The sequence below is a fragment of the Corynebacterium humireducens NBRC 106098 = DSM 45392 genome, assembly GCF_000819445.1.
Taxonomy (GTDB): domain Bacteria; phylum Actinomycetota; class Actinomycetes; order Mycobacteriales; family Mycobacteriaceae; genus Corynebacterium; species Corynebacterium humireducens.
This window is the reverse complement of record NZ_CP005286.1, coordinates 1,321,611-1,346,356: the sequence shown is the minus strand read 5'-3', so window position 1 is coordinate 1,346,356 and position 24,746 is coordinate 1,321,611. Positions and strand designations below refer to the sequence as shown.

Below are 24,746 nucleotides of genomic sequence, written 5' to 3'. Positions count from 1 at the left end.
GTACGTCTCTTTCAGTTCAAAAAGTGTGGGTGCGGTACTTAGGCGTGGACGGACTCGAGCTCGTCGGTGACGCGCTTCTCCAGTTCCTCCCGGATCGACTCAACCGGGATGCGGTTGATGACCTCGGAGAAGAAACCACGGATGATGAGGCGGCGGGCCTCGGCCTCGGGGATACCGCGGGCCATCAGGTAGAAGACCTGCTCATCGTCGAAGCGGCCGACGGTGGCGGCGTGGCCGGCACCGGCGATCTCACCGGTCTCGATCTCCAGGTTCGGGATCGAGTCGGCGCGGGCGCCCTCGGTGAGGACCAGGTTGCGGTTGACCTCGTAGGTGTCGGTGCCCTGCGCGTTGGCGCGGATGAGCACGTCACCGACCCACGTGGTGTGGGCGTCCGGGAGATCCGAGGACGGGTCAGCCTGCAGCGCACCCTTGTACATGACGTTGGAGCGGCAGTTCGGCACGGCGTGGTCGACGAGAAGACGGTTCTCGAAGTACTGGCCGTCGTCCGCGAAGTAGACGCCGAGCAGCTCGGCGTCGCCGCCCGGGGCGGTGAACTTCACGCGCGGGACCATGCGGACCACGTCGCCGCCGAAGGTGGCGGCGTTGTAGCGCAGGGTCGCGTCACGGCCGAGGACGACGTGCTGACCGGACAGGTGCACGGCACCGTTGTCCCAGTCGGCGTCGACGATGACCGTCAGGCGGGCGTTGTCGCCGACGATGAACTCGAGGTTGTCGGCGTGCGTGCCGGTGCCGGTGTAGCGGATGGAGACGATCGCGTCGGCGCCGTCGGCGACGTCGACGACGACGGCACCGAAGGAGGTGACGCCCTCGCCACGGCCGGTGACCGTCACGGAGATCGGCTCGGAGACGACGGCGTCCTTCGCCACGCCGATGTAGGAGGCCTCGGTCATCGAGGTCCAGGCCTGGGCGGCGACACGGTCGACCGGGGCGGCGGCACGGCCGAGACGCTCATCGTCCTTGGCGACGGTCTCGACGGTGACGGAGCCTGCGGCGGCCGACGGGACGTCGACACGCACGTCCTGGGCCACGGCCTCGTCGAACTTGTCGTTGTGCAGGCCGCGGATGCGGCGCAGCGAAATGAAACGCCACTCCTCGTCCCGGCCGTGCGGGACCGGGAAGTCCTCCACGTTGAAGGAGGAGAAGAGGTCACCCTTGGTGTTGTGCGGGGTGGCGGCGTCGACAGCGGTAGCTGTGGTCATCGGTTAGCCCACCGATCCTTCCATCTGCAGTTCAATCAGGCGGTTGAGCTCGAGCGCGTACTCCATCGGCAGCTCCTTGGCGATGGGCTCGACGAAGCCACGGACGATCATCGCCATGGCCTCCTCCTCCTTCAGTCCACGGGACATGAGGTAGAAGAGCTGGTCCTCCGACACCTGGGACACGGTCGCCTCGTGGCCGAGGACGACGTGGTCGTTGCGGATGTCGTTGTACGGGTAGGTGTCCGAACGGGAGATGTTGTCCACCAGCAGTGCGTCACACTCGACGTTCGAGTAGGAGTGGTGCGCGTTCGCGTTGACCTGCACCAGACCACGGTAGGCCGCGCGACCGCCGCCGCGGGCCACCGACTTGGAGACGATGTTCGAGGAGGTGTACGGGGCCATGTGGGTCATCTTGGCGCCCGTGTCCTGGAACTGACCCTCGCCGGCGAAGGCGACGGAGAGAACCTCGCCCTTGGCGTGCGGGCCGGTCATCCAGACGGCCGGGTACTTCATGGTGACCTTGGAGCCGATGTTGCCGTCGACCCACTCCATGGTGGCACCCTCTTCAGCCTTGGCACGCTTGGTGACCAGGTTGTAGACGTTGTTCGACCAGTTCTGGATCGTGGTGTAGCGGCAGCGGCCGCCCTTCTTCACGATGATCTCGACGACCGCGGAGTGCAGGGAGTCGGACTTGTAGATCGGGGCGGTGCAGCCCTCGACGTAGTGGACGTAGGCGTCCTCGTCCACGATGATGAGCGTGCGCTCGAACTGGCCCATGTTCTCCGTGTTGATGCGGAAGTAGGCCTGCAGCGGGATGTCCACGTGGACCCCCGGCGGGACGTAGATGAAGGAGCCACCCGACCACACGGCGGAGTTCAGGGCGGAGAACTTGTTGTCGCCGTCCGGGATGACCGTGCCGAAGTACTCGCGGAACAGCTCCGGCTGCTCCTTGAGGGCGGTGTCGGTGTCGAGGAAGATGACTCCCTGCTCCTCCAGGTCCTCGCGGATCTGGTGGTAGACGACCTCGGACTCGTACTGCGCGGCGACGCCGGCGACCAGACGCTGGCGCTCTGCCTCGGGGATGCCGAGACGGTCGTAGGTGTTGCGGATCTCCTCGGGGAGGTCCTCCCAGGACTGCGCCTGGCCCTCGGTGGAGCGGACGAAGTACTTGATCTGGTCGAAGTCGATGCCCGACAGATCAGCTCCCCAGGTCGGCATCGGCTTACGCTCGAAGATGCTCAGCGCCTTCAGACGCTTCTCGAGCATCCACTCCGGCTCGTCCTTCTTGGCGGAGATGTCGCGGACGACCTCCTCGTTGAGGCCACGGCGTGCGGATGCGCCGGCCTCGTCGGAGTCGTGCCAGCCGTAGTTGTACGGACCGATGGACTCGATGATCTGGTCATCGCTCATGCTCTCCGGCGTGGTCGAACCGGGGTTCTGCGTTGCCTGGGTCATGATCCGCTCCTTTCTTCTGGAAGTTTCTCGATGGGTGTCAGGGGGATGTTGGTTGTGCAGATTCCGTGGCCACCACTGATGCTGGCCAGGGGCTGGACGTGAACGCCGACCAGATCGGAGATCAGTTGGTGTTCAACCTCACACAGCTCGGGGTGCTCGGCGGCCACATGGGCCACCGGGCAGTGGTGGTGGCAGATCTGGATACCGCTCCCGGCACGGGTGACCGTTGCAGCGTACCCGGCACGGTCGAAGGCGTCGGCCAACTCCCCCGCTGTCTGCTGGATGGAGTCCTCGTCCTCCCCTGCGGGGGTGACCCCCTCGACGATGCGCGCGATGCGCTGCGCCGCGAGTCTGCGGACGGCCTCCTCCCCTCCGGTCTCCCGGAGGAGCTCCAGCGCTTCGGCTGCCAGCTGATCGTAGGAGTGCCCGAACTGGGACCTCCCCTGATCGGTGAGCCGGAACGCCTTCGCCGGTCGCCCGCGCGGCGCCGCCGCCGTGCCGGTCGACCGGACGCGCCGGTCGAGCGTCTCCGCCAGCCCCTCCGCCACGAGGATGTCCAGGTGCCGGCGGACGCCGGCGGCGGACATGTCGAGGCGGTCGGCGAGGTCGGAGGCCGTGACCGGTGCAAGTTTGAGCAGCATGAGCATGATCTGGCGACGCGTGTCGCCCTCGACGGTCCGGGTCTCCGGGGTCGTGTTCTGGGGTTGTGCTGACACTGTCGCCACCTCCTCCTGCTGTCTCGGGGTAAAGAAAAAGTCGTGGTGGCCATCGGGTGGTGGTCCGTTGGCCCTTACATTCGACAACACTAGTGTTCCCTAATTCATTCCACGTGTCCACCTCGGGGTCCGGCGGCGTGTCGCGGGACCGTCACCCGGCCTGGATAGGATGAGCCACGTGACCACCCGACGACCGCCGCTCCTGCGTGCCCTGATCTCCAGCCTGCCGCGGCTGGGCTATGCCGGCTCCCGGTCCGCCCTCCTCCACGTGGATCCCGGTGAGGACCCGGAGACGACGGCACGCGACCGGCACCTGGGGATCCGGGAACTCAACCGCTTCCAGCTGCTGCGCTGGATCGGCACCATCGGGGCCCTGCTCATCGGCCTCGGGGCGCTGGGTGCCGGGGCCCTCCCGGTGCTGGGCAACCCCTACTCCTCCTTCCCCGGCGGGTTCTTCGTGGCCCGCATGCTGCAGACCTCCTCCGTGATGGTGCTCGTCGGTGTCGGACTGCTCGTGCTGGCCTGGGTACTCATGGCGCCGTTCGTCGGGGCCTCCTACCGGGGTGGTTCGATCTCCGGTCCCACCGTCACCCGGTCGCTCATCAAACGGACATTCGCCGCCTGGGTGCTGCCGATCCTGTTCACCGCGCCACTGTTCACGCAGGACATCTACTCCTACCTCGCCCAGGGGTCGATCGTGGCGCGTGGCATGGACCCCTACTCCGCAGGCCCCGTCGACCTGCTCGGCCCGGAGGACCCCCTGGCCCGCTCGGTGCCGTTCATCTGGTCCCACTCCCCCTCCCCCTACGGGCCCGTCGCCCTCGGCATCGCCTCCGCGATCAGCCGGGTGACCGCCGACTCGATCACCCTCGGCGTCATCGCCCACCGCCTGGTCTCCCTGCTGGGGCTCATCGCCGCCGGCTGGGCCATCTCCCGCCTCGCGCGGCGCTGCCGCGTCAACCCGGTGACGGCCCTGTGGCTGGGCATGCTCAACCCGCTGACGATCCTCCACCTCATCGGCGGCATCCACAACGAGTCCGTGCTCCTCGGACTTATGCTCGTCGGCCTGGAGGTGGGGCTGCGGGGCGTCGACAAGCTCGGTGGACGGAACGGGCAGCCGGTGGATCCCGCCGGCGGTGCCGGACTCATCGTCCTGTCGGCGCTGCTCATCGGCGGGGCAGGCCTGGTGAAGGTGACCGGTTTCCTGGCGCTCGGCTTCGTCGGCATGAACCTGGCGAGGCACTTCCTGCGGGTCGGGCGGGGTCCCGTCGTCTCCCTCGTGCTGGCCGTGCTCGTGCAGGTGACGCTGCTCGTCGCGACGATCGCCCTCATCACCGTGGTCACCGGCATCGGCCTCGGCTGGGTGACAGGCCAGGGCGGGGCGGCGACGATCCGCAGCTGGCTGTCCATGACCACGAACATCGGGGTGTCCGCCGGGTTCGTCGGCATGCTGCTGGGGCTCGGCGACCACACGACGACGATGCTGTTCATCACCCGCGGGGTGGGCGTGCTCGTCGCGGTCGGGTTCCTCGTCCGCTTCCTCTTCGCCACCTACCGGGGCACGATCCACCCGGTCGGCGGGCTGGGCGTGGCCACCTTCGTGCTCGTCATCCTCTTCCCCGTCGTGCACCCCTGGTACATGCTGTGGGCGATCCTGCCCCTCGCCGCATGGGCGAACCGCACCTTCTTCCGCGTCAGCGTCGTCGCCTACTCCGCCTTCTTCTCCTTCACCGTCCTCCCCCGCGGACTCGCTCTCCCGGCGTCAACGGTCGCCTCCATCTATCTGGGGGCGACGGTCGTTTTCGTCGCCGTCGTGACGCTCGGCTGGTGGCTGATGCGGCGTGGCACGATCCGTGGCCTACACTGAGTAACCGTGTCTGCAACTTTCGGTGGAGCCCCCGGTGTCAGCGCCGGACCAGCTCTGGAACTAGAGAATGTGGTCAAGTCCTTCGGACCCACCACCGCTGTCGACGGGATCTCGTTGACGGCGGAACGCGGTGAGGTCTTCGCCCTGCTCGGCCCCAACGGCGCCGGCAAGACCACCACCATCGAAATGTGCGAGGGATTCACACGTCCCACCTCCGGCCGCATCCGCGTCCTCGGACTCGACCCGGTCACCCAGCCGGAGGAGGTGCGCAACCGGATCGGCATCATGCTGCAGGGCGGCGGCTCCTACACCGGCATCCGCGTCGGCGAGATGCTCCGCCTGGCGGCCGCCTACAACGAGAACCCGCACGACCCGGAGTGGCTCATCGACCTCCTCGGCCTCGACGGGGTACGCCGCACCACGTGGCGTCGCCTCTCCGGCGGCCAGCAGCAGCGCCTCTCCCTGGCGCTGGCCATCATCGGCCGCCCCGAGCTCGTCTTCCTCGACGAACCGACCGCTGGCCTCGACGCCCAGTCACGCCTCGCCGTCTGGGAACTCATCGAGGCCCTGCGTGCCGACGGTGTGACGGTCATCCTCACCACCCACCTCATGGATGAGGCGGAGGCGCTGGCCGACAGGATCGTCATCATCGACAAGGGCAGGGTCGTCGCCCAGGGCACGCCCGCCGAACTCACCGCCGGCGGCACCGGGTCACGGGTGAGCTTCGAGACCGACAGCGCCCTCGACCTCCCGCGTGCCGACGCCCGCCTCACCCAACTCTGCCCCGACACCCCGGGCATCCAGTCGATCCGCCCGCTCAACTACGCGGTCCCCGCGACGGCCACCCCGGAGCTCATCTCCGCGCTGGCCACCGCCGCCGCCGAACAGGACGTGCTCGTCCGCCGACTGGACGTCGACCACCGCAACCTGGAGGCCGTCTTCCTCGAGATCACCGGCCGGAGCCTGAGGAGCTGACATGACACAGACCCGTTTCGAACCCGGAACCTTCCGCCCCGCACCCCGCCGTGCCTCCCCCGCTAAGATGATCGCCGCCCAGGGCCGCATGGAGACGATCCTCTTCCTGCGCCACGGCGAGCAGCAGCTGCTCAGCGTCATCATCCCGCTGGTCGCGCTCATCCTCACCGCGCGCCTGCCGATGCTCAACGACGAGACCAGCCTCAACGAGATCCTGCCGATGGTGCTGGCCATCGCCACGTCGAGCTCCGGCTTCACCGGGCAGGCGATCGCGGTGGCCTTCGACCGTCGGTACGGGGCGTTGAAACGCACGGGAGCATCCGGGGTGCCGACCTCGACGATCATCCTCGGCAAGATCATCGCCGTCGCGGCCATGGCCGGCCTGCAGATCGTCCTGCTCAGCTCGGTGGCGCTGCTGCTCGGCTGGCGCCCCTCCCCCGGCGGCGTCCTGCTGGGACTGGTGATCCTCTTCTTCGGCATCGCCACGTTCACCGCCATGGGCATGCTCATGGGCGGCACCATGACCTCGGAGATGGTCCTGGCCCTGGCCAACCTCATCTGGTTCCTGCTGGTCGGCGCGGTCGGCTGGGTGATGTTCACCCAGAACCTCGACGCCGCCGGCTGGTACAACGCGATCCCCTCCGTGGCCCTCGCCTCCGCCCTGGCCCTCGCCTTCGACGGCGTGTTCCCCTGGATGCAGATGCTCATCCTCTCCGCCTGGGCCCTCCTCGCGACGGCGCTCGCGGTCAAATGGTTCCGCTTCGAGGCCTGATCAAGCACCCGACACACCCCACACCCGACACCAAGCGACAAAGATAGGATGGGCGACGTGACTGACACCGCCACCCCTGCGAACGCCACTGACCATTCACCAGCTACCCGGGGCCCCTCGGTGCGTCTCCAGCGCATCCTGGCCATGATCCTGCTCATCGCGCAGGGCGGCATCACCGTCACCGGGTCGATCGTCCGCGTGACCGGCTCCGGCCTCGGCTGCGACACCTGGCCCAACTGCCACGAGGGTTCCCTCGTCCCCGTCGCCGGCGCCGCCCCGGCACTCCACCAGGCCATTGAGTTCGGCAACCGTCTGCTCGCCTGGGTGCTGGCCGCCATCGCCCTGGCCGTGTTCATCGCCGTGTGGCGGGCGCGCCGTCGCCGGGAGATCATCGTCTACGCCCTGCTCTCCGGCATCGGCATCATCACCCAGGCCGTCATCGGCGGCATCTCCGTCCACCTGGACCTGAAGTGGTGGGCGGTGGCCATCCACTTCCTGCCGTCGATGGTCCTGGTGTGGATCGCCGCACTCCTCTACATGCGTCTGGCCGAGCCGGATCACCTGCCGCAGGTGCGTGTCTTCGCTCCGAGCATCCGCCTGCTCACCGTGGTCGCCGCCGTCTCCCTGTCCGTCGTCCTCATCACCGGCACGATGACCACCGGCGCCGGCGTGCACTCCGGTGACGCGGGTGTCGGCATGGAGGGTCGCCTGGAGGTCGACATCGCCCTCATGGCCTACATCCACGCCGCGACGATGTACGTCTACCTGGCCACCACCCTGGCCGTCATGTGGCTGCTCTACCGGGGCATGGCCAACCGGGACGCGAAGAACACCGGCTGGATCCTCGTTGTCATGATCGGCGTCCAGTGGGTGATCGGCGTCATCCAGTTCAACATGGGCATCCCCCGCTGGACGATCCCCGCGCACATCGCGATGAGCTCCGTCGTCGTCGCGTTCTCGGCGTTCCTCTACGCCCACGGCCTGCGTCGCCTGACCCCGGGACAGAAAAACGCCACCGTCACCGCTGAGTGATGGCTAGCCTGGATGCCATGAAGGCAATCCAGATCACAGCTACCGGAGGACCTGAGGTCCTCGTCCTGCGCGACATCGAGGCGCCGGTCCCCGACGACGACGAAGTGCTTGTCGACGTCCTCGTGGCCGGCGTCAACTACATCGACACCTACTACCGGGAGGGTGTCTACCACGCGGGACTCCCCTTCGTGCCGGGTCTGGAGGGCACCGGCCGGGTCGTCCACGACCCGCAGGGCGAGATCGCCCCCGGCACCGTCGTCGCCTGGTGTGACGCCTTCGGCTCCTACGCCGAGCAGGTGTGCGTGCCCCGCGACCGCCTCGTCGCCGTCCCGGAGGGTGTCGACCCGACCGTGGCGGCCTCCATGCTCCTGCAGGGCATCACCGCCCACTACCTCACCTACGGCGTCTACGACCTGCAGGAGGGGGATTCCTGCCTCATCACCGCCGGTGCCGGTGGCGTGGGCCTGCTGGCCACCCAGATGGCCGCGAACAAGGGGGCACGCGTCTACTCGGTGGTGTCCACCGACGAGAAGGCCGAGCTGGCGTTGGAGGCCGGTGCCACGGAGGTGTTCCGGTACTCCGAGAACCTGGCCGAGATCGTGCGTCGTCGCAACGGTGGCGTGGGTGTGGACGTGGTCTACGACGGCGTCGGCCGGGACACCTTCCACGAGTCCCTCGAGGCGGTCCGCCCGCGCGGCACCGTGTGCCTCTTCGGCGCTGCCTCCGGGCCGGTGGAGCCCTTCGACCCGCAGCTGCTCAACACGCATGGGTCGATCTTCCTCACGCGTCCCTCGATCGGCGCCTGGACGTCCGGGGAAGGTGAGTTCCGCATGCGTGCGCAGGCGGTCACCCAGGCGGTTGTCGACGGCACCCTGAAGTTCCGCATCTCCGGCGAGTACGCGCTCGCCGACGCCGCCCAGGCGCACCGGGACCTGCAGGGGCGCAGGACGACCGGGTCGATCGTCCTCCACGTCCAGGACTAGGTGCGGCTGAGCGCCATAGCGGAGAGTGTCCGTATCGGGTGGATGTTCTCCCGGGGTGGCCCGCCGTCGGGAGGCAGGTGTACCACCCCACCCGCCCGGCGTTCCAGTCGACCGTTGCGGGGTGGGGCGTTCGGGTCGTCGTCATTGCGCGCGTTGTGCACGGCACACGCCATCGACAGGTTCTCTATGTTCGTCTCCCCACCCTGCTCCCACGCTGTCAGGTGGTGCACCTGGCACTGGTTCGCCGGGGTGGTGCACCCCGGGTGCGGGCACAGGATCGTCTCCGCGGATAGGAGGACGCGCTGCTTGAAGTTGGCGAAGCGCTCGTCCCGGTACACGTTGACCCCACCGCGGACAGGGTCGAAGATCCCGACGTAGCCCTCCTCCACCATCGCCTCGGCGACCAGTTCGGCGCCGGTGATGGTGGTGCCGTCGGTGCGGGCGAAGACGGTCTCGTCGCCCTCCTGCCGGAGCACCTTCGTCGACTCCGGCAGCGGCAGCACGGTGATCACCACCTCGCGGGCGGGCCCGCCACCCCGGGTGTCCAGGAAGGCGTCGAACATCGCCTGCTCGTAGGTCAGCCGCGGGTCGTCGCGACGGAGCTGGCCGGCCACGGTGCGAATGCCGCCGAGCACGTCGGCGATGACGCGCTCGGGACCGGTGACCGTGAAGGTGCGGTTGCCCAGGGCGTCGGTGTTCTTGCCGCCCTTGAGGGCCCGTCGGCCGTAGGCCTTCCTCTCGGCGTCCTCCACCCCGCGGTTGTACTCGCGCACGCGGGTGGCGGCAGCCCGGTCGATCTCCTCCACCGTGCCGCGCAGGGCGCACAGCTCGACGCGCAGCTCCCATTCGGTGACGGCGGCGCCGGCCAGGAGCTTCCGGACATGCTTCTCGACGACCATGAGCGCGTCCGGGGACAGTCCGGCACCGGCGGCGCGGGCGGCGGCCTGCCGGGCGCGTTGCCGGGTGGGCCCGTGGTAGGTGGCGGCGTGCCGCGCCCACGCGGCGGCGTCGCGGATGCCGAGTGCCTCGAGGTCAGCGACGGTGACCGCGCCGGAGGCGATGTCGCCCAGCACGGTCATGGCCCGCAGGGCCCGCAGCATCTCGAGGGTGTTCATGCCCCGCACGGTAGACGGGCGACAGGCACTCGTCGAGAAGCACCTTCCCAGGCCTGTGGACAGACCCGGCCTGTCCACAGATTCCGGTGTTCCGGTCACACGACCGGTTGACAATCCCTAGCGCAGCGGGTCGAAGGGGCGGATCGTCGGGTGGGTCTCGCCGGTGTCGATGAGCTGCGCCAGGTACCGGCCGGTCGCGGGGCCGAGGACGATGCCCCACATGCCGTGGCCGCCAGCGACGTAGACGTTCTCGGAGGCCGTGCGTCCGACGAGGGGTCGCCCGTCCGGGGTGACGGGGCGGGAGCCCACCCACTCGTCGTGCCGGTTGTCCAGGTCGACGCCCGTCATGACGCGCCGGGCCTGGTTGACGATCGCCTCGATGCGCCGCGGGTGGAGCGGTTCGTCGGGGCGGCGGAACTCCATCGTCCCGGCGATGCGGAAGCGTCCCCGGTAGGGCGTGCAGGCGATGCGGTGGTGCGGCAGGTAGACGGGGTGCTCGGCGGGCTGCTCGGTGTCCACGGTGAAGGAGTAGCCGCGTCCGGCCTGCACGAGGGTGCGCACGCCGTGGGCCTGGGCCAGGCGGGGCAGCCATGCGCCGGTGGCGATGACCACGGTGCCGGTGCTGAGGCGCTCGCCGGTGTCGAGGACGACGGCCGGGTCGGTGCCGCCGACGACGCTGACCACGTGGGCGTCGGTACGCAGGTGTCCGCCCCGGTCCACGACGGCCCGGCCGAGTGCCTCGACGTAGGGTCCGGGTTCGATGAAGCGTTGGCCATCGAGGCGGTAGGCGCAGGTGACCGCGTCGGAGAGCATGGGCGCCAGGGAGGTCGCGGCGTCCAGCGGGGTGAGCGGGGCCTCCTGGCCGTGGCGCACCACGCCGTCGAGCTCGCGGAGGAAACCGGCGGCCTGGGACTCCTTCTCGAAGGCGATGACGAAGGGGCCCTCCCGTGTCCAGGCGTCGACGCCGCCGAGCTCCAGTTCGTCGAAGGCGGCGAGGGCGACCAGGTCGATGGGGGTCAGTGCGGCCATCGTCGCGTCCCAGGCCCGGGCGGTGGCCTGCGCCATGAAGCGGGCGAGGAAGGCCCACAGGCCGGGGTCGACGCGGAGGGGCATGGAGAGGGCGGCGTCGGCGTCGAGAAGCGCGGTGGGGCCGTAGCGCCACAGGCTGGGGTCGGACAGCGGGATGGTCTTCGCGGGGGCCAGCCAGCCGGCGTTGCCCCAGGAGGCGCCGGCGGCGACGCCCTCCCGGTCGAGGACGGTGACCTTGTGGCCGCGTTCCTGCAGGTGCCAGGCGGTGGCGAGGCCGACCATGCCGGCGCCGATCACGGTGGTGTCTCTGACTCTGCTCATGCGCCCTATGGTAATCTCTGTCACATCGACATGGGGTGCGCGGTCGCCGCGCTGAGATCACACCCACGGAACCTGCTCTAGTTCGGACTAGCGAAGGGATTGTCATCACTGTTCTGCACGCCCGCGACATGTTGCGTACAGATGCGCCTCTGGTGCAGTGCCTGACCAACACGGTCGCCGCCGCCCTGAGCGCCAACGTCCTCCTCGCCGCCGGGGCCTCCCCCGCGATGATCGACACCCCGGAGGAGGCGGGGGATTTCGCCCGTCTGGCCGCCGGGGTGCTGGTCAACATGGGCACCCCGACCGCCGCCCGCTACGAGGCGATGCGCGCCGCCGTCCGCGGCGCCACCGACATGGACACCCCCTGGGTCCTCGATCCCGTCGGCGCCGGCGTCCTCGGTCACCGCACGAGGTTCGTGCGCTCCCTGCTTGCCGACGCCACCCTCGCCGCCCCCGCCGCAATCCGGGGCAACGCCTCCGAGATCGCCGCCCTCGGTGGCGGCGGGGCCGGGGGCCGGGGCGTCGACACGGCGCACCGTGTCACAGACGCCCTGCCGGCCGCGCGGGCCCTCGCGGAGAGCACCGGGGCGGTCGTCGCGGTGTCCGGCCCCGTCGACCTCATCGTCTCCCCCGGCCGCGAGACCTGGCTGACCTCCGGTGACCCGCTGCTCACGCGCGTCAGCGGCACCGACTGCGCCCTGGGCGCGGTGTGCGCGGCGTACCTGGGACTGGGCGTCGGGAAGCATGACGCCGTGCTCGCCGCACACGCGCACCTGGGGGCCGCCGCGCAGGTCGCGGCGCGTTCCGCCACCGGGCCGGGCGGCTTCGCGGCCGCCTGGCTCGACGCCGTCCACCACCTCACCTCCGCGGAGATCGCGGACCTCGTCTCCTGGAAGGATCACCCATGACCCCCCGTATTCTCTCCATCGCCGGCACCGACCCGACCGGCGGCGCCGGCGTCCAGGCCGACCTGAAGTCCATCGCCGCGGCCGGGGGCTTCGGCATGGCCGCGGTCACCGCCCTCGTCGCCCAGAACACCCACGGCGTGCGTTCCGTGCACACCCCGCCGCACGACTTCCTGCGGGAGCAGCTGGCCGCCGTCTTCGACGACGTCACCGTCGACGCCGTGAAGATCGGCATGCTGGGCGACGCCGAGACAGTCGCGGTCGTCTCCGCCGCGCTGGAGGCCCACCCGGTCCCCCACGTCATCCTCGACCCGGTGATGGTGGCCAGCTCCGGCGACCGCCTGCTCAACGAGGACGCCGAGGCCGCCGTGCGTGACCTGGTGCGCCGCGTCGACGTGATCACCCCGAACCTGCGTGAGCTGGCCGTGCTCTGCGACGCGGAGATGGCCACCACCCTCGACGAGGGCATCGAGCAGGCCCGGGGGCTGGCGGCGGAGACGGGCACGGTGGTGATCGTCAAGGGTGGGCACCTGACCGGCCCGGAGGCCGACAACGCGGTCGTCTCCCCCGACGGTGCAGTGCACCACGTGCCGACGCCGCGCGTCGACACGCAGAACACCCACGGCACCGGCTGCTCCCTGTCCGCCGCTCTGGCCACCCGCATCGCCGCCGGCGACAGCGTCGCCACCGCCCTCGAGTGGGCGACCCGCTGGCTGCACGAGGCCATCACCCACTCCGACGCCCTCGACGTGGGCACCGGCCACGGCCCCGTCGACCACTTCCACCGCATGCGCCGCCTCGAGGCCGCCGCCTCCGCCCGCCCGTGGGCCCCGCGCACCGACGTGCCCGCCCCCACCCCGCACCTGGCGCCCGCCGGCCCGCACACGCAGGCCATGTGGGACGCCACCGGTGAGGTGTGGAACGAGATCATGGACCTCGCCTTCCTCCGCGAACTGTCCTCCGGCGCGCTGCGCCACGCGGACTTCGCCTTCTACCTCGACCAGGACGCCCAGTACCTCAACCGCTACTCCCGCGCCCTGGCGCTGCTGTCCTCCCGCGCACCGGCCCAGGCCGACCAGATCTTCTGGGCGGAGTCCGCACGCGAGGTCCTCGCGGGTGAGGCCCAGCTGCACCGCGACTGGCTCGGCGGCAACGACCTCGAGGTGACCGACCCCTCCCCGATCACCCTCGCCTACACCAACTTCCTCGTCGCCTCCTGCGCCGTCGAGCCCTACGTGGTCGGCGCCGCCGCGGTGCTGCCCTGCTTCTGGCTCTACGCGGAGATCGGCATGGAGCTGGCCCGGGCCAACACCCCGGACCACCCCTACCACGCCTGGCTGTCGACCTACGGCGGCGAGGAGTTCAACGCCGGGGCCCGCGCCGCGATCGAGCGCACCGAGGCCGCCCTGGCGGCGGCGTCCCCGGAGGAGCGGGAGCAGGCGATGACCGCCTACCTCAGGGCGTGCGTGTACGAGCGGGAGTTCTTCGCCCAGGCTGACCGGGCCTGGTGAGGACGGCCACGAGAAAATCGGAGCCCTCGGTGAAGGGCTGCAGGTCCCACGTCCCGAACAGGTGCTCCGGTTCCAGGCCGGCCGCCGTGGCGGTGGCCAGGAAGTCGTCGAAGGCCCACCCGCGGCCCGCCCCGAAACCGGCGACGAAACGGCCCCCGGGACGCAGCGCCGCCGCGATGTTGTCCAGCGCCGCCTGACGCCCGAAGGGGTCGAGGAAGCACATCACGTTGCCCGCCGCGACCACCAGGTCGCAGTCCGTCGGCAGCGGGTCGTGGCAGAGGTCGCCGACGCGCCACTCCCCCTCGTAGCGGGCACGGGCATGGTCGATGAGCACGGGGTCGATGTCGATCCCGGTCACCCGGTGCCCCCGTTCTGCCAGGTAGCCGCCCAGGCGGCCCTGCCCGCAGCCCGCGTCGAGGATGCGGGCGCCGCGGGGGACGAGGGCGTCGATAAGCCGGGCCTCGCCGTCGATGTCCTCGCCCCGGTCGAGCATCGTCTGCCAGCGGCGGGCGTAGTCGTGGGAGTGGGAGGGATTGCGGTCGGTGAGCTCTCTCCAGGTGGACATGCGGCCCAGTATAGGAAGGCCGAGCGGCTAGACTCGGCTGCGTGCTCAGCCCATTCGAACGCTCCCGCCGACCCGTGGATGTCCCGGAGCCGCGCCCCCGCCTGAAGGTCCCGGTGGAGCGCGCGATCGACCACTGCCGCGTGTTTATGGACGGCGAACGCCTCCCCGGCGAGTACATCCCCTCCTCCGCCCTCAACGAGGTCGCCGAGCACGGCAGCGGCTTCGTCTGGCTGGGGCTGCGGGAGCCGGACGCCCACCAGATGGAGCGCGTCGCGGAGCAGTTCGGCATCCACCCCCTCATCGTCGAGGACGCCGTCACCGCCCATCAGCGCCCCAAGGTCGAGCGTTACGACGACCAGCTGTTCATGGTCGTCCGTTCCGTGAAGTTCCGGGCGGAGGCCTCGGAGGGGGACTCCCGCGAGATCATCTCCACCGGTGAGGTGCAGGTCCTCATCGGTCCGCAGTTCATCATCACCGTCCGGCACGGCGCGGAGCTGCCGGAGCTGTCCGGCGCCTTCGAGGAGAATCCGGAGCTCGTGGCCCTCGGACCGGGCGCCCTGGCCTGGCGGGTGGCGGACCACCTCGTCGACGAGTACTACCGCATCGCCGAGCTGCTGGAACAGGAGGTCGACGACCTGGAGGAGGAGGTGTTCACCCCCGGCTCGCGTTTCAACATCGAGCAGATCTACATGTACAAGCGTGAGATCCTCGAGATGCGGCACTCCACCGACCCGCTCGCCCCGGCGCTGCGGTCCCTCATCACCGAGAACCGCGACATCCTGGGCAAGCAGCTGCGCAGCTACTTCCGTGACGTCCTCGACCACGAGATGCAGGTCCGCGACCGGATCGCCGGCTACGACGAGAGGCTCTCGGCGCTCATCGACGCGTCAGTGGCGAAGATCACCATGCAGCAGAACACCGACATGCGCACCATCTCCGCGGTGGTCGGCATGGCGGCCGCCCCGACCCTCATCGCCGGTATCTACGGCATGAACTTCACCAACATGCCGGAACTGGACTCGGAGTACGGGTACTTCATCGTGCTCGGGGTCATCGCCTTCATCGTGGCGCTCATGTTCTGGTGGTTCCGACGCAACAACTGGCTGTGACCCATGACCGACATCCTGCTCTTCGGTGCGACCGGTTTCGCCGGTCGCCTCACCGCCGCCCATCTGGCGGCCCACCACGGTGACCTGGAGGTGGTGCTGGCGGGCCGGGACGCAGACCGGCTCACGAAGCTGCGCGACGAGCTCAACCCCGCCTGGGACGTCGCCGTCGGGGACTCCCGCTCCGCCGCGGACATGAGGGCCCTGGCACGCCGGGCCCGGGTGGTGATCAACTGCGTCGGCCCCTACTCCCTCCACGGCGCCGAACTGGTCCACGCGTGCGCGGAAGCCGGCACCGACTACGTCGACCTGTGCGGCGAGGCGCCGTTCATCCGCCGCACCATCGACGCCCACCACCGCACGGCGCAGGAGTCGGGCGCCCGGATCGTCCACTCCTGCGGCTTCGACTCGGTCCCCTCCGACATGGGGGTGTTCGCGCTGCTGCGGCACGCCGGGGAGGAGATGGAGAGGGTGACGATGGTCGTCGAGAAGCTCCGTGGCGGGCTCTCCGGCGGCACCATCGACTCCATGCGCGCCGTGTCCGCCGAGGCCCACCGCGACCGGGTCGTCGCGCGCCTGCTGCACAACCCCTACACGCTCTCCCCCGTCCCCGCCGAGGAACCGTGGCTGGAGGGGAAGGACTTCGAGGTCACTCGGCTTGACGACGGCCGCTGGGCCGGTCCCTTCTTCATGTCCATGTTCAACACCCGCGTTGTCCGCCGTTCGAACTCGCTGCGGGGACAGCGCTTCACCTACCACGAACGCTGGGCCACGGGTAGCCGCGTGCGGGCCTGGGCGTTGGCCGGGGTCACGGCGGCGCTGTTCCTCGCCTCCCAGAAACCCGCCCTCCGCCGCCTCCTGCCCGCCGCCGGTGAGGGTCCCTCGGAGAAGCAGCGCGCGAAGGGACACTTCTCGTTCACGCACCACGGCGTCGGTAGGTCCGGACGGCGCTACTCCTGCACGGTGGCCGCCGACGGCGACCCCGGCTACGACGTCACCGCCATGATGCTCTCGGAGGCGGCGGTGACGCTGCTGCACCACGACGGCGCGGGCGGGGTGCTCACCCCGGCGACGGCCCTGGGTGCCCCCTACCTGGACGCCCTGCAGGCGGGCGGGATGCGCTTCAGCTGCCGCTAGAGTGCCGCAGCACCATGGTGCGCAGTGTGGAGCGGGCCACGAGGCGACCCCCGTTGGTCATGAGGATCTCCCACAGCTGGGTGCGCCCACCCAGCTGGATCGGCGTGGCCTTCGCCTCGATGACGCCGTCGCGGACGGAGTCGATGAAGTCGGTGTCGTTGTTGACGCCGACCACCGGGCCGCCCGCGGACACCACCCCGGCAAGGCTGCCCACGGACTCGGCCAGCGCGCAGAACACGCCCCCGTTGACCAGGCCGACGGGCTGCCGGTGCTGGTCCCCCACCTCGAGGCGGGCGCGGACGCGGCCGTCGGCGATCTGCGTGTAGACGATCCCGAGGTGGGCGTCGAGGCCGACGTTGCGGTCGTTGAGCTGCGCGAGCTGCGCGGCGTCGAGGGCCTTGCCTGTCCCGGCGAGGCGGAAGAGGTCGGTGAAACTGTAGGTCTCGGTCATGAGTGCCGACTCTACTGACCCTTCGAAAATGGTGTGTCTAAACTCTGTGCCATGACCTCCCCTGAGAATCTCGCCCAGATCGGCGTCGTCGGACTCGCCGTCATGGGTTCCAACCTGGCCCGCAACTTCGCCCGCAACGGCCACACCGTCGCCGTGTACAACCGTTCCCCCGAGAAGACCCGCGACCTCATCGCCGAGCACGGTGACGAGGGCACCTTCCTCGCCTCCGAGACCGTCGAGGACTTCGTCGCCTCCCTCGAGCGCCCGCGTAAGGCGATCATCATGGTCCAGGCCGGCGCGGCCACCGACGCGGTGATCAACCAGCTGGCCGACGCCATGGAGGACGGCGACATCATCATCGACGGCGGCAACGCCCTCTACAGCGACACCATCCGCCGGGAGCGGGAGATGGCCGAGCGCAACCGTCACTTCGTCGGCGCCGGCATCTCCGGCGGCGAGGAGGGGGCCCTCAACGGCCCGTCGATCATGCCGGGTGGCCCGAAGGAGTCCTGGGAGACCCTCGGCCCGCTGCTGGAGTCCGTCGCTGCCGTCGTCGACGGCACCCCGTGTGTCACGCACATCGGCCCGGACGGTGCGGGCCACTTCGTCAAGATGGTCCACAACGGCATCGAGTACGCCGACATGCAGGTCATCGGCGAGGCGTACCAGCTGCTGCGCTACGGCGCGGGCATGAGCCCGGCCGAGATCTCCGAGGTCTTCCGCGAGTGGAACTCCGGCGACCTCGACTCCTACCTCATCGAGATCACCGCCGAGGTCCTCGCGCAGGTCGACGCCGAGACGGGGAAGCCGCTCATCGACGTCATCGTCGACGCCGCCGGCCAGAAGGGCACCGGCCGCTGGACCGTCAAGGCCGCCCTCGACCTGGGCATCCCGGTCACCGGCATCGGCGAGGCCGTCTTCGCCCGCGCCCTGTCCTCCTCCCTCGAGCAGCGTGCCGCCGCGCAGGGCGTGCTGCCCGCCGGTGAGCTCGCCACCTTCGAGTCCCTGGGTCTGGACCGCGACGCCTTCATCGAGGACGTCCGCCGCGCCCTCTACGCCTCCAAGCTGGTCGCCTACGCGCAGGGCTTCGACGAGATCCGGGCCGGCTCCGCCGAGCACGCCTGGGACGTCGACCCCCGCGACCTGGCCACCATCTGGCGGGGCGGCTGCATCATCCGCGCCAAGTTCCTCAACCGCATCGTCGAGGCCTACGACGCCGACCCGCAGCTGCCGTCCCTGCTTCTCGACGCCTACTTCCTCGACGAGCTGCGCGACCTCATCGACTCCTGGCGTCGCGTCATCGTCGCCGCCACCCAGCTGGGCCTGCCGGTGCCGGTGTTCGCGTCCTCCCTGTCCTACTACGACTCGCTGCGCGCCGAGCGTCTGCCGGCCGCCGTGATCCAGGGCCAGCGTGACTACTTCGGTGCGCACACCTACGGGCGCGTCGACAAGCCGGGTGCCTTCCACACCCTGTGGTCCGGGGACCGCAGCGAGATCGAGGTGTAATGCCCGTGTGGGCGAGGATCTCCCGTTTCCTGCCGGCGGCGGCCATCGTGGTGGTGACCGCCAGGGCAGTGCAGGAGGTCCTTGCCCACGGGCAGTGGGCGGTGTGGCGGCTGTCGCGGCGGGAGACCCGCCTGTTCGTCGAGGTATTCCGGACGGTGCTGGGCCTGTTCCTCGTCGTCGGCCTCACCCGGGTGGTCGCCGCGCCTCCCTCCCCCACGGAACTGGCCGGATGGGCGCTCACCTTGGGGTTCCTGTGGATCCTCACCCTCACGGAGACGGAACCCGGCCCCGACCCCGAGCACCTGCGTACCCGGCCGGTGGGCGTAGACTTCTCGCAATGACCACTTTCAAGGATCTCGGCCTCCCCCTGCCCATCGTGCGCGAACTGCAGAGGCAGGGCATCACCGAGCCCTTCCCCATCCAGGCCGCCGCGATCCCCGACGCCCTCGACGGCCGTGACGTCCTCGGCCGCGGCCCGACGGGTTCCGGCAAGACCTTCACCTTCGGCCTGCCCATGCTCGCGCGCCTGGCCGAGTCCGGCGTCACCCGCCCCGGGCATCCGCGCGCCCTGGTGCTCACCCCGACGCGCGAGCTCGCGGCCCAGGTCAAGGAGCGTCTCGACGCCCCCGCCAACGCCCTGGGTCTGCGCCTGCTCGACGTCGTCGGTGGCGTGAACATCAACCGCCACATCCGCGCCCTGGCCGCCCCCGTCGACCTGCTGGTCGCCACCCCGGGCCGCGCCCAGGACCTCCTCGACCAGGGCAAGCTCCACTTCGACGAGGTCGCCGTCGTGGCCCTCGACGAGGCCGACCAGATGGCCGACATGGGTTTCCTGCCCCAGGTGCGCCGCCTCATGGACCGTACCCCGCGGGGCGGCCAGCGTCTGCTCTTCTCCGCCACCCTCGACGGTGACGTGCAGAAGCTCATCGACCGCTACCTCACCGACCCGGTCACCCACTCGACGGCGCCGGTGCAGGCGTCCGTCGACACGATGGAGCACCACCGTCTGCTCGTCGGCGGCCGGGACGAGCGCAACGAGATCGCCCTGCGCATCGCCGCCCGCGAGGGCAAGACCATCATGTTCATGCGCACCAAGCACGGCGTCGACCGGCAGGTGAAGAAGCTGCGGCGGGTCGGCATCAACGCCGTCGGCCTGCACGGCGACAAGGGGCAGTCCACCCGCACCAACGCGCTCGCCGGTTTCGCCGACGGCTCGATCCCGGTGCTGGTGGCCACCGACATCGCCGCCCGCGGCATCGACATCGACGACGTCTCCCTCGTCGTCCACATCGATCCGCCCGCCGAGCACAAGGCCTACCTGCACCGCGCCGGGCGCACCGCCCGCGCCGGCACCTCCGGCACGGTGGTGACGCTGGTGATGGACGAGCAGCGCAAGGAGGTCGAGGGCCTCATGCGGAAGGCAGGGGTGGACGCACCGGAGACACGGGTGACCGCCGACTCCGATGTGCTGACTAAGATCACAGGTGCACGGGTGCCGTCGGGCACCCCGCTCGCGGCTCCCGGCCAGCAGCAGCCCCAGCGCCCGCGGCGCAACCGCCCGCAGGGTCAGGGCCAGGCACGGAGGTCGCAGTCCCGTCGTCCCCGACGTTCGCGTCGTTCCTCCTAAGGTTCCTGCCCAGCGCCCCTCATGGACATATTCATCAGCATCCTCTCCCTCCTCGGGTTCATCGCCCTGACGGCGTCGACGGGCCTGTTCGTGGCCATCGAGTTCGCGTTGACCGGACTGGAGCGCTCGACCGTCGACAACCATGTCCGTGACAGGGGGGACCGCAGCGCCCACGCGGTGCAGCGGGACTACCAGAATCTCTCCTTCGTCCTGTCGGGTGCGCAGCTGGGCATCACGGTGACCACCCTGGCGACCGGTTTCCTCGCGGAGCCGGTGCTCTCGACCTACTTCACCCCCCTGCTCGAGCTGGTGGGGCTGAGCGAGTCCGCGTCGACGGCGGTGGCCCTGGTGCTGGCGCTGATCGTCGCGACGTTCCTGTCGATGGTGTTCGGTGAGCTGGTGCCGAAGAACGTCGCCATCACCATGCCGCTGGAGACGGCCCGCGTGGTCGTCCACCCGGTGCACGCCTTCAACCTCGTCTTCAAGGGGTTCATCCACGCGATGAACCGGTCGGCGAACTTCATCGTCCGCAAGCTGGGCATCGAACCGGCGGACGAGCTGGCCACCGCGCGTTCCAACCAGGAGCTCGGCAGCCTGGTCCGCAGCTCCGCGGAGCAGGGCGGGCTGGACATCAACACGGCGAAGGTCATCGACCGGTCCCTGCAGTTCGGTGAGGCCACCGCCAACGAGTTCATGACGCCGCGTTCCACCATCGCCTACCTCAACGCCGACGACACCGTCGACGCGCTCATCGCGAAGTCCCTGGAGACGGGACACTCCCGTTTCCCGGTGGTGCGCGGTGACCTCGACGAGACGGTCGGCGTGGTCCACGTCAAGGACGCGTTCTCCGTGCCGCGGGAGGCGCGTTCCACCACGCTGCTCGGCGCCCTGGCGCGGAAGGTGCCGGTCGTGCCGGACACCCTCGACGGTGACGCCGTGCTGAGCACCGTGCGTTCCGCGGGTTCGCAGGTGGTGCTCGTCGCCGACGAGTACGGCGGCACCGCCGGCCTGGTGACCATCGAGGACGTCGTCGAGGAGATCCTCGGCGAGGTCTACGACGAGCACGATGACGCGGCCGCGGAGCAGGACTTCCAGAAGTTCGGCTCCTCCTGGGAGGTTTCCGGCCTGGTGCGCGTGGACGAGCTCCACGAGCGCGTCGGGTACACCGCCCCCGACGGCCCCTACGAGACCCTCGGTGGCCTCGTCATGGCCACGCTGGGACGTATCCCCACGGTCCAGGACGTGCTGCTGCTGCCGCAGTCCGACAACCCGGGCATGTCCGAGTTCGAGACGGGCATCGGCGGCCGCTGGATCGCGCGCGTGACGGTCATGGAGGACCGGCGCGTCGACAAGGTGATCCTCACGCCGATCACCGACGAGGAAGCGAAGGGGTACCAGAAGTGAACATCTTCACCACCGCCCTCATGATCATCGCGCTGCTCGCCGCCAACGCCTTCTTCGTGGCCGCGGAGTTCGCGCTGATCTCCTCCCGCAAGGACCGCATCGAGTCCCTCATCGCCCAGGGCAAGCCCGCCGCCCGCAAGGTCCTCTACGCCACCGAGCACCTGTCGATCATGCTGGCCGGCGCGCAGTTCGGCATCACCATCGCCTCCCTCATCCTGGGCAAGGTCGCCGAGCCGGCGGTCGCCCACTTCATCGAGGGCCCCTTCACCGCGCTGGGCATCCCCGACAACCTGCTGCATCCGCTGTCCTTCGTCATCGCGCTGGCGTTCATCACGTTCCTGCACATCCTCTTCGGTGAGATGGTGCCGAAGAACATCGCCATCGCCGGCCCGGAGACCCTGGCCATGTGGCTGTCCCCGGCGATGATCTGGTGGGTGAAGATCACCCGCCCGCTCATCGAGTTCATGAACTGGATCGCCCGCATGACCCTGCGGGCCTTCGGCATCGAGCAGAAGGACGAGCTCGACACCACCGTCGACGAGGCGCAGCTGGCGTTCATGATCAAGGAGTCCCGCGCCGAGGGGCTTCTCGACGCCGAGGAGACCCTCCGCCTCTCCCAGGCCCTGCGCTCCGAGAAGCGCTCCCTCAAGGAGGTCATGATCCCGCTGGGTAAGGTCCGCACGCTGGACTTCGGCCGCCGTGGCCCGACGCTGGGCGAGCTGGAGCAGGCCGTCGTCGAGACGGGCTTCTCCCGTTTCCCGGTCACCGGCACCGACGGTTCCTTCCTCGGCTACATCCACGTCAAGGACGTGCTCGACCGCCTGGCGACGGCCGGACCGGAGGAGTTCATCCCGCGCACCGACCTGCGTCCCCTGACGATCGTCGACGGCACCGGCACCATGGACGAGGCGCTGCGCAAGCTGCACCGCCGTTCCGCCCACATGGCGCAGGTCCGCGACCGCGGTGAACTCATCGGTGTCATCACCCTCGAGGACCTCATCGAGGAGTACGTCGGCACCGTCAACGACTGGACCCATGAGGAGAGCTGACGACTGGGCGGAGCGCATGTCCGCCCATGAGGAACGCGCCGACGCCCTCACCCGCGACCACCTGGCCCGCCGCCGTCGGCACGAGAAGCACCCCGTCCTCGACTTCCTCTTCGAGTACTACCCGGTCCGCCCCTCCCACCTGCGGCGCTGGCACCCCGGCACCGGCACCGCCCTGCCGGGGCGCACGCCCCACGCGGAGTGGCGCGACTACGTCTTCGACGGCACCGTCACCACCGTCGACGTCGACGCCTTCTGGGCCCGCCGCGGCGAGAGTCTCCTCTACATCCGCGACCTGCTGCACCGCACCAACCACAACCCGGCGCACTTCGACTGCTTCGGCCTGCACGAGTGGGCGATGGTCTACCGCACGGACGCACCGCGCCACGACCTCCCCCTGCGGCTGGGGGCGGCGGGGAGCGACGCGGTCGTCGAGAAGCACCGTATCCGCTGCACCCACTTCGACGCCTACCGCTTCTTCACCCCCGCCGCCCGCCCCCTCAACCTGCGTGTCCTGCAGCGGGAGGACCAGCCCGCCAACGACCAGGCCGGCTGCGTCCACGCGACGATGGACCTGTACAAGTGGGCCGCGAAGATGGGGCCGCTCGTCCCCGGGGACCTCCTCCTCGATGCCTTCGAGCTGGCCGTCGACGCCCGCATCCTCGACATGGAGGCCTCCCCCTACGACTGCCGGGGTCTCGGCTTCGGGGTCGTGCCGATCGAGACGCCCGAGGGCAAGGCCGAATACGTCGAGCGGCAGCGCGCCCTGGCGGAACGGGGAAAGCCCCTGCGTGACCGGCTTGTCTCCCTCATCGACGCGGCGCAGGCCACTACACTGCATGGACATGGGCCGTCATCGTAGTGAGTCAAACAACTTCTCCGTCGCCGGTTGGGTCGTCGCCGTCTTCCTCCTCGCCATCGCGCTGATCGCGGCGGCGATCTGGTGGTTCGGATTCCGCCAGCCCGAGACCCCGCAGGCCCAGGAGTGCATCCAGGGTGACCTCAACCTGCCGGTCGCCGCGGACGGCGTCGACGCCACCGCGCTCATCGACGACTACAACGCCAGCGACCCGGTCGTCCGCGACTTCTGCATCACCGCCGAGCTCACCGACTCCGTGGTCCAGGCCGCCGTCCTGCTCACCCCCGCGGGCGCGGACGTCACCGAACTTCTCGACGGCCGCTCCCTCTCCTCCACCACCCCCGTCACCGGCGCCGACGCCCACGTGCTCACCCCCACCGACGGAGTCAACGAGGAGCAGGTCCGCGCCGCGACCGAGTTCGCGAGGTTCCACGAGGACACCGACCGGACGACCGAGGCCACGAGCGAGGAGGCCCCCGAGGAGACGGTGACCGAGGAGACCCCGGCACCGGAGCCCGCCCCGGAGGCGGTGGACACCCTCATCCTCTTCGACACCTCCGCGCAGTCGGTCCCCTTCCACGACGCCGCCACCGACGCGCTCGCCCGGCTCTCCCTGGATCTCGGGGCGCAGGGCCGGCAGGTCGCGATGTGGAACTACTCCTCCCCGCTCAACCCGGGCGTCACCCAGGGCTGGCGCACCAACGTCAGCTTCTCCGACGGCACCGACGCCGCCGCCGCCGTCCGCCTCTTCGGCACCGGTGGCGTGCCGCAGACCCGCTCGGCGGTGGTCGCCGCGATCGGCAACGCTGCCGAGCACTCCCGCGCGACCGGACAGCCGGCCCGCGTGCTGCTGGTCACCTCGGGTACCGCCCAGGACATGGACGACGCCGCCTTCGCGGCCGCGTTCGAGCAGGCCAGGGGTGACGCGGACGTGGTCCTCGAGGTCGTCCACGTCGGCGCGGGTGAGGTGGACGCGGTGCTGGCGGACGTCGGCACGCTCACCGAGGTCGCTGATCCGGCGACGCTGCCGGACTCCCTGTAGCAGAGTCGGGGTCACTTCTTCGAGAGGAGTCCCCAGAGCGCTGACAAGGTCGAGAGGAGTGTCCTCTCGAGCATGTCCTCTCGGCGTGGGTTAAGCACTAAA

At 69.9% G+C, this 24,746-nt stretch carries 22 protein-coding genes, 1 pseudogene and 1 riboswitch; of the genes and pseudogenes, 16 read left to right on the top strand and 7 right to left on the bottom strand.

All coding sequences use genetic code 11. The features are described from left to right. Positions 1-38: 38 nt before the first annotated feature. From sufD to B842_RS06700, 3 genes are read right to left on the bottom strand one after another with little or no spacing between them, the layout of a single operon-like run. On the bottom strand, positions 39-1,220 hold the full coding sequence (gene sufD, locus B842_RS06710) for a Fe-S cluster assembly protein SufD (protein ID WP_040085829.1): 1,182 nt from the start codon (positions 1,218-1,220) through the stop codon (positions 39-41). Between the two features lie 3 nt (positions 1,221-1,223). Next, complete coding sequence (sufB, locus tag B842_RS06705; protein WP_174520286.1) at positions 1,224-2,630, bottom strand: Fe-S cluster assembly protein SufB; 1,407 nt, start codon at positions 2,628-2,630, stop codon at positions 1,224-1,226. Between the two features lie 41 nt (positions 2,631-2,671). After that, a complete protein-coding gene (locus tag B842_RS06700; RefSeq protein ID WP_040087411.1) occupies positions 2,672-3,391 on the bottom strand; it encodes a helix-turn-helix transcriptional regulator in 720 nt (239 codons plus the stop codon). A gap of 169 nt (positions 3,392-3,560) precedes the next feature. Here B842_RS06700 and mptB point away from each other — a divergent pair, with 169 nt between their 5' ends. From mptB to B842_RS06675, 5 genes are read left to right on the top strand one after another with little or no spacing between them, the layout of a single operon-like run. Continuing rightward, on the top strand, positions 3,561-5,258 hold the full coding sequence (gene mptB / locus B842_RS06695; protein WP_156119466.1) for a polyprenol phosphomannose-dependent alpha 1,6 mannosyltransferase MptB: 1,698 nt from the start codon (positions 3,561-3,563) through the stop codon (positions 5,256-5,258). A 6-nt stretch (positions 5,259-5,264) separates the two neighbouring features. Next, complete coding sequence (locus B842_RS06690; RefSeq protein ID WP_052437799.1) at positions 5,265-6,233, top strand: ABC transporter ATP-binding protein; 969 nt, start codon at positions 5,265-5,267, stop codon at positions 6,231-6,233. Between the two features lies 1 nt (position 6,234). After that, positions 6,235-7,005 carry an ABC transporter permease gene (locus tag B842_RS06685; protein WP_040085827.1) on the top strand — a complete coding sequence of 257 codons (771 nt, stop codon included), beginning with the start codon at positions 6,235-6,237 and terminating at the stop codon, positions 7,003-7,005. A gap of 57 nt (positions 7,006-7,062) precedes the next feature. Beyond that, positions 7,063-8,037 carry a COX15/CtaA family protein gene (locus tag B842_RS06680; protein WP_052437990.1) on the top strand — a complete coding sequence of 325 codons (975 nt, stop codon included), beginning with the start codon at positions 7,063-7,065 and terminating at the stop codon, positions 8,035-8,037. Positions 8,038-8,054: 17 nt separating this feature from the next. Next, positions 8,055-9,020 (top strand): quinone oxidoreductase family protein, encoded by a 966-nt coding sequence (locus B842_RS06675; protein WP_040085825.1) that lies wholly within the window; start codon positions 8,055-8,057, stop codon positions 9,018-9,020. On the opposite strand, the gene B842_RS06670 is transcribed toward B842_RS06675, so the two are convergent. Beyond that, complete coding sequence (locus B842_RS06670) at positions 9,017-10,135, bottom strand: HNH endonuclease signature motif containing protein (RefSeq protein WP_156119464.1); 1,119 nt, start codon at positions 10,133-10,135, stop codon at positions 9,017-9,019. The genes B842_RS06675 and B842_RS06670 overlap by 4 nt on opposite strands. A 117-nt stretch (positions 10,136-10,252) precedes the next feature. Further along, entirely contained in the window at positions 10,253-11,485 is a 1,233-nt protein-coding gene (locus B842_RS06665; protein WP_040085823.1) for an NAD(P)/FAD-dependent oxidoreductase, read from the bottom strand. 21 nt (positions 11,486-11,506) lie between these two features. Beyond that, positions 11,507-11,602: riboswitch (TPP riboswitch) on the top strand. Here B842_RS06665 and thiM point away from each other — a divergent pair. Both thiM and B842_RS06655 read left to right on the top strand, forming a co-directional pair. Continuing rightward, a complete protein-coding gene (gene thiM / locus B842_RS06660; protein WP_281178872.1) occupies positions 11,584-12,393 on the top strand; it encodes a hydroxyethylthiazole kinase in 810 nt (269 codons plus the stop codon). It overlaps the preceding riboswitch by 19 nt. A 2-nt stretch (positions 12,394-12,395) precedes the next feature. Next, positions 12,396-13,901 (top strand): annotated as a pseudogene (locus B842_RS06655) (bifunctional hydroxymethylpyrimidine kinase/phosphomethylpyrimidine kinase); the annotation flags it as partial. Here the strand turns inward: B842_RS06655 and B842_RS06650 are convergent. Beyond that, a complete protein-coding gene (locus B842_RS06650; protein WP_052437798.1) occupies positions 13,846-14,466 on the bottom strand; it encodes a class I SAM-dependent methyltransferase in 621 nt (206 codons plus the stop codon). The pseudogene B842_RS06655 and the gene B842_RS06650 overlap by 56 nt on opposite strands. A 41-nt stretch (positions 14,467-14,507) precedes the next feature. Between B842_RS06650 and B842_RS06645 the strand changes: the two genes are divergently transcribed. Beyond that, positions 14,508-15,575: a magnesium and cobalt transport protein CorA gene (locus B842_RS06645; RefSeq protein ID WP_040085820.1), complete on the top strand. Its 1,068-nt coding sequence runs from the start codon at positions 14,508-14,510 to the stop codon at positions 15,573-15,575. 3 nt (positions 15,576-15,578) lie between these two features. Then, complete coding sequence (locus B842_RS06640) at positions 15,579-16,709, top strand: saccharopine dehydrogenase family protein (protein WP_040085819.1); 1,131 nt, start codon at positions 15,579-15,581, stop codon at positions 16,707-16,709. Here B842_RS06640 and B842_RS06635 read toward each other — a convergent pair. Then, entirely contained in the window at positions 16,696-17,160 is a 465-nt protein-coding gene (locus B842_RS06635; protein WP_040085818.1) for a PaaI family thioesterase, read from the bottom strand. The two genes, B842_RS06640 and B842_RS06635, sit on opposite strands and share 14 nt — an antisense overlap. 51 nt (positions 17,161-17,211) lie before the next feature. Between B842_RS06635 and gndA the strand changes: the two genes are divergently transcribed. Genes gndA through B842_RS13175 form a run of 7 tightly spaced genes read left to right on the top strand, consistent with a single transcriptional unit; the run spans position 17,212 to position 24,644 of the window. Further along, positions 17,212-18,666: an NADP-dependent phosphogluconate dehydrogenase gene (gene gndA / locus B842_RS06630; RefSeq protein ID WP_040085817.1), complete on the top strand. Its 1,455-nt coding sequence runs from the start codon at positions 17,212-17,214 to the stop codon at positions 18,664-18,666. Further along, positions 18,666-19,007 (top strand): hypothetical protein, encoded by a 342-nt coding sequence (locus tag B842_RS06625; RefSeq protein ID WP_040085816.1) that lies wholly within the window; start codon positions 18,666-18,668, stop codon positions 19,005-19,007. Before gndA ends, B842_RS06625 begins: the two co-directional genes overlap by 1 nt. Then, positions 19,004-20,293 carry a DEAD/DEAH box helicase gene (locus tag B842_RS06620; RefSeq protein ID WP_040085815.1) on the top strand — a complete coding sequence of 430 codons (1,290 nt, stop codon included), beginning with the start codon at positions 19,004-19,006 and terminating at the stop codon, positions 20,291-20,293. The genes B842_RS06625 and B842_RS06620 overlap by 4 nt, the downstream gene beginning before the upstream one ends. Before the next feature lie 21 nt (positions 20,294-20,314). Further along, complete coding sequence (locus B842_RS06615; RefSeq protein WP_040085814.1) at positions 20,315-21,697, top strand: hemolysin family protein; 1,383 nt, start codon at positions 20,315-20,317, stop codon at positions 21,695-21,697. 20 nt (positions 21,698-21,717) lie between these two features. Then, positions 21,718-22,746 carry a hemolysin family protein gene (locus B842_RS06610; RefSeq protein WP_373277307.1) on the top strand — a complete coding sequence of 343 codons (1,029 nt, stop codon included), beginning with the start codon at positions 21,718-21,720 and terminating at the stop codon, positions 22,744-22,746. Beyond that, complete coding sequence (locus B842_RS06605; RefSeq protein ID WP_040085812.1) at positions 22,733-23,605, top strand: 3-methyladenine DNA glycosylase; 873 nt, start codon at positions 22,733-22,735, stop codon at positions 23,603-23,605. The genes B842_RS06610 and B842_RS06605 overlap by 14 nt, the downstream gene beginning before the upstream one ends. Further along, entirely contained in the window at positions 23,589-24,644 is a 1,056-nt protein-coding gene (locus tag B842_RS13175; protein ID WP_052437797.1) for a hypothetical protein, read from the top strand. Before B842_RS06605 ends, B842_RS13175 begins: the two co-directional genes overlap by 17 nt. Positions 24,645-24,746 lie beyond the last annotated feature (102 nt).